This is a genomic window from Rhizobacter sp. (assembly GCF_035702065.1).
Classification (GTDB): domain Bacteria; phylum Pseudomonadota; class Gammaproteobacteria; order Burkholderiales; family Burkholderiaceae_C; genus Rhizobacter.
In genome coordinates, this window is record NZ_DASSRA010000260.1 from 1 (window position 1) to 4,064 (window position 4,064).

General features: G+C 71.0%; 4 protein-coding genes. 2 read left to right on the forward strand and 2 right to left on the reverse strand.

Annotated features, from left to right (window positions below; all coding sequences use genetic code 11):
• On the forward strand, window positions 1-898 hold an 898-nt coding region (locus VFL64_RS12005), incomplete at its 5' end, for a Bug family tripartite tricarboxylate transporter substrate binding protein (protein WP_489540610.1).
• Here VFL64_RS12005 and VFL64_RS12010 read toward each other — a convergent pair.
• Entirely contained in the window at window positions 878-2,833 is a 1,956-nt protein-coding gene (locus VFL64_RS12010; protein ID WP_489540611.1) for a GGDEF domain-containing protein, read from the reverse strand. The genes VFL64_RS12005 and VFL64_RS12010 overlap by 21 nt on opposite strands.
• Before the next feature lie 79 nt (window positions 2,834-2,912).
• Here VFL64_RS12010 and VFL64_RS12015 point away from each other — a divergent pair, with 79 nt between their 5' ends.
• Window positions 2,913-3,374 carry a GNAT family N-acetyltransferase gene (locus tag VFL64_RS12015; protein WP_489540612.1) on the forward strand — a complete coding sequence of 154 codons (462 nt, stop codon included), beginning with the start codon at window positions 2,913-2,915 and terminating at the stop codon, window positions 3,372-3,374.
• An 82-nt stretch (window positions 3,375-3,456) separates the two neighbouring features.
• Here VFL64_RS12015 and VFL64_RS12020 read toward each other — a convergent pair.
• Window positions 3,457-4,064, reverse strand: a 608-nt coding sequence (locus VFL64_RS12020; protein ID WP_489540613.1) for a pyridoxal-phosphate dependent enzyme, incomplete at its 5' end; no start/stop codon positions are given.

Below are 4,064 nucleotides of genomic sequence, written 5' to 3' on the forward strand. Positions count from 1 at the left end.
CGCCTACCCAAGCAAGCCCATCCACATCGTCGTGACCTTCACCACCGGCGGGGCGCCCGACATCCTGGCGCGCCTGATCGGCGACAAGCTGCAGACGGCCTGGGGCCAGTCGGTCATCGTCGACAACATGCCCGGCGCGGGCGGCAACACCGGGGCCAACGCCGTCGCCAAGGCCGCGCCCGATGGCTACACCGTGGTGCTGGGCACCGTGGGCACGCACTCGATCAACGGCGCGCTCTACAAGAAGATGCCCTACGACATGGTGAAGGACTTCGCGCCCGTCACCCTGCTCGCCACCACGCCCAACATGCTCGTCATCCACCCCGACGTGCCGGCGAAGAACCTCAAGGAGTTCATCGCGCTGGGCAAGAAGGACGGCAAGATGACTTTCGCTTCATCCGGCTCGGGCACCTCGATCCACGTCTCGGGCGAGCTCTTCAAGACCATGACGGGCATCGACATGGAGCACATCCCGTACAAGGGCCGCGCCAGCGCCATCCCCGACCTGCTGGGCGGGCGCGTGACCATGATGTTCGACAACATGCCCTCCAGCCTGCCGCTGGTGCGCGAGGGCAAGCTGCGCGCGCTGGGCGTCACGTCGGCGCAGCGCTCGGCCGCCGCGCCCGACATCCCCACGTTGGCCGAATCGGGCCTGCCGGGCTTCGAGGCTGTCTCGTGGTTTGCGATGTTCGCGCCGGCCAACACGCCCGCGCCCATCGTCGACAAGCTGCAAGGCGAGGTGAGCCGCATCCTCAAGTCGCCCGAAGTGTCGAAGAAGCTGCTGGAGCTGGGCCTGGACCCGGTGGGCGGCACGCCGGCCGAGCTGGCCGCGTATCAGAAGAGCGAGATCACCAAGTGGGCCAAGGTGGTGAAGGACTCAGGCGCCACCGCCGAGTGACGCCGCGGGCACGGCGGTCGCCGTGACAGGCGCGCTGTCATGCCTGAGTGAGGCCGGCGCCGGCCGCGCCACCACGCTGTTGCGGCCGGCCGCCTTGGCCGCGTAGAGCGCCTCGTCGGCGCGGCGCAGCAGGCTGCTGAGGCCATCGCCCGCGGCCAGCGTGGTCACGCCGATGCTGATGGTCACGCCGCGGTCGTGCGACCAGCGCGAGACATCGAGCGCCGCCACCTCGGCACGAAAGCGCTCGGCCGCCTCGACCGCCGCCTCCAACGAGAGGCCCGGCAGCACCGCCACGAACTCCTCGCCACCGAAGCGTGCCAGGCAGGCCGCGCTGCCCGCGGCCCCGCCGCCGATGTTGCGCACCGCACCGGCCACGGCGCGCAGGATCTGGTCACCCGCCAGGTGGCCGTGGTTGTCGTTGATGGCCTTGAAGAAGTCGATGTCGGCCAGCAGCAGCGCGCACTGCGGCTCGGCGCGCGCGAGGTGCACCTCAACCTCGGCCAGCGCGGCGCGGCGGTTGGGCAGGCTGGTGAGCTCGTCGGTCATGGCCAGGCCGCGCATGGCCACGCTGGTGCGGCGGTGGCGCCAGAGCAGCACGCCCAGCACCACCAGCAGCACGGTGGCGAGCACGATCGCCACCGACAGCAGGCGGCCGGCCAGGCGCTCCTGCGCGAGCGCATGCTCGGTCGCGGCCTGCGCCTGTTGCAGCAGGATCATTTCGCGGTCGCGCGCGGCGTTGTCGTACTCCACCTTGAGCGTGGCGAAGCGCTGGTCGAGCTGGCGCGTGAGCAGCTGGTCGGTGGCGGCCTTGAAGCGCGTCTGCTGGTCGAAGGCGGCGCGCCAATCGCCCTGCTCGGCGAGCGTCTCGGCGAGCGCGCCGTGGGTGGCGGCCTGCTCGGCCAGCGCGTCGGCGGTGCTGAACACCTTCAGCGCCTCGTTGAGTGCCACCACGCTCTCGGGCAGGCGGCGCAGCAGGCGCAGCGCAACGCCCCGCTGCAGCAGGATCTGCGCGCCCAGGCGCGCATCGGGCACGTTCTTCTGCTGGGCTTCGGCCTGAGCCAGCAGCGCGAGGGCCTGCTGCGGCTCGCGGCGCGCGTTCTGCACGCTGGCCAGGCCGCGCAGCGCATAGGCGATGCCGCGCGCGTAGTCGAGCTCGCGGCTGAGCTTGAGCACGTTGTCGAAGCTGCGCTGGGCGGCGTCCCAGTCGCCCAGGCTTTCCAGCGAGCGGCCGAGGTTGTACTGCGTGACCGCCTGCTCGCGCACCAGGCCGGCGGCGGTCTGCGCCTTCAGCGCCGACTCGTAGTAGTGCCGTGCCTGCGCGTGGTCGCCCATGCGGTTGTAGAGGATGGCGATGGTGTTCTCCACCGTCAGCGTGTACAGCGGCAGGTTCAGGCGCTCGAACAGCGCCCGCGCGCGCTTGAGGTCGGTGAGCCCGTTGGCGAACTCGCCGCGCACGCCGCGCAGGTGGCCGCGGTTGAACAGGCCGTCGGCCAGCATCTCGTCGTCTTGCGCCTGCTCGGCGAGCGCGACTTCCTGCTCGTAGAGCGCAAGCGCCGCCGCGTTGTCACCGGCCGCCTCGCGCAGCTGGCCTTCGCAGCCCAGCAGACCGGCGGCCAGGCCCTTGCGCTGCAGCCGGCCGAGCAGCGCGCGGCCCTGTGCCACGTGCTGCTGCGCGGCCGCGGCATCGCGCTCGGACTGGTAGTCGCACAGCAGCAGGTGGGCGCGCACTTGCAGGTCGACCTGCTCCTGACCATTGGACTGGCCGGCGAGCTGCTGCAAGGCCTGTTCGGCCAGCCGCCGACTGCGCTCGGGGTCGACCTTCACCTGCGCCTGGCTCTGCTCGAGCAACTCGCGCACGTCGGCCAAGGCATCGCCTGCGGCATGCGCGAACGGGGTGAACCACAGGGTCAGGGCAAGGAACAGCAGGGCGCGCACAGGTGGGGAGCAGGCAATCGGCCGGAGCTGGAAAGAAGCCATTGTCACCGCGACCGGCGATGGTGAGAATGCAGCCACCATGATCACCGAAAGCGACATCACCCTGGCCGTGCCGTCCGACGCGGTGACCATCGCCGCGCTCTCGCGCCGCGCCATCGAGCAGGGCCTGGAATGGCGCTGGACGCCGCACCGCGTGATGAACAGCATGGCCGACGCCGACACCAACGTGGTCGTCGCACGGCAAGGCAGCGACATGCTGGGCTTTGCCATCATGAGCTACGGCGAGACCGAAGCCCATGTGCTGCTGTTCGCCACCCAGCCGCGCTGCCGCCGCCAGGGCGTGGGCAGCGCGCTGCTGGCCTGGCTGGAAGCCACCGCCCGCGTGGCCGGCATCGGCAAGATCTGCCTCGAAGCGCGCTCCGACAACGCCGGCGCACGCGCCTTCTACCGACACCACGGCTTCGAGCCCGCGGGCCAGCAGGACGGCTACTACCAGGGCGTGGCCGACGCGGTGCGCTTCGTCAAGACACTGACAGGTTAGCCCCCCAGTCGCTTCGCTCCTGCCCCCAAGGGGCGCCGCCTGGCGGACCGGCAAAGCCGGCTCCGCGGGCGTTGCTTGATGGTCACCCCACTGCGCGGGTGCTACCGCTTGTCGCAGACATCAACAGCTCACCGAACCGTTTCGCGTCGATGTTGGAGCCGCACACGATCAGCGCCACCCGCTTGCCGTCGAGCCGCTCGCGCAGCGGCCCCAGCAGGGCGGCCGTGGCGGCCGCTGCGGCGGGCTCGGCCACCAGCTTCATGTCGCGGAAGAGGTGCTGCACGCCGGCCGCGAGGGCATCGTCGTCGACACGCACGATGTCGTCGACGAAGCGGCGGCACAGGCCGTAGCTGTAGGCCAGCGCGTAGGGCGCACCCAGGCTGTCGGCGATGGTGTCCACGCGCGGCAGCGTCACCGGGTGGCCGGCCTGGAAGCTGCGGTACATCGCGTCCGCGCCGAAAGGCTCCACGCCGAACACCTGGCAACGCGGGTTGATCTGCTTCACCGCCGCGGCAATGCCGCCACACAGCCCGCCGCCGCCCACCGGCACCACCACCGCGTCGAGCCCGCGCACCTCGCGCATCAGTTCCAGGCCGATGGTGGCCGTGCCTTCGGCGGTGCGCGGGCCGTCGAAGGGGTGGACCATGCTGCGGCCCTCTTCTGTGACCAGCTGCTGCGCCGCGGCAAAGG

Excerpts from the sequence above, each read along its gene's own strand:
- VFL64_RS12015 (WP_489540612.1), top strand. The coding sequence starts at position 2,913 with ATGATCACCGAAAGCGACATCACCCTGGCCGTGCCGTCCGACGCGGTG.